The 564-nt window shown below is 44.5% G+C and carries 1 protein-coding gene; it reads left to right on the top strand.

Annotated elements, in window-relative coordinates; translation table 11 throughout:
• Nucleotides 1-10 precede the first annotated feature (10 nt).
• A partial coding sequence (gene mutM, locus ACTHUR_RS16835) for a DNA-formamidopyrimidine glycosylase (protein ID WP_440399830.1) occupies nucleotides 11-564 on the top strand: 554 nt, incomplete at its 3' end.

The raw sequence follows: 564 nt of genomic DNA, 5'->3' as shown, positions 1-564 counted from the left end.
GAGAATAATGATGCCTGAATTACCTGAGGTGGAAACGACTTTACGCGGAATCGCGCCGCATATTGATGGCAAAAAGATAGAAAAAGTCATTATTCGCCAGTTTAAATTTAGATGGCCTATCCATCCGAACTTGGCGCAAATTTTGGCCGGGCGCAAAGTTTTGGCATGCAACCGGCGTGCGAAGTATTTGATTGTTACTTTTGAAACGGGTATTTTACTTATGCATTTGGGTATGTCCGGCAGTTTGCGGATTTTTACCGCCGATGATGAGCGCATCGCCACGCCGGATAAACATGATCATTTAGATTTTGCATTTGATGACGGTACCGTATTGCGTTATCACGATCCGCGTAAATTTGGTGCGGTGTTGTGGTATGAGGGTATTGCCGAGCATCATCCGCTGTTGGAAAAACTGGGGCCGGAGCCGCTCTCGGATGATTTTAATGCAAATTACCTGTATCAGAAATTGAAAAACCAAAAGCGTGCAGTCAAATTAGCGCTGATGGATAATGCAGTGGTGGTTGGTGTCGGTAATATTTATGCGAATGAAAGTCTGTTTAAGGC

The sequence above is a fragment of the Neisseria sp. P0021.S007 genome (assembly GCF_051956855.1).
Note: the sequence above shows the minus strand (reverse complement) of the source record. Positions and strands in the feature narration are given on the sequence as shown.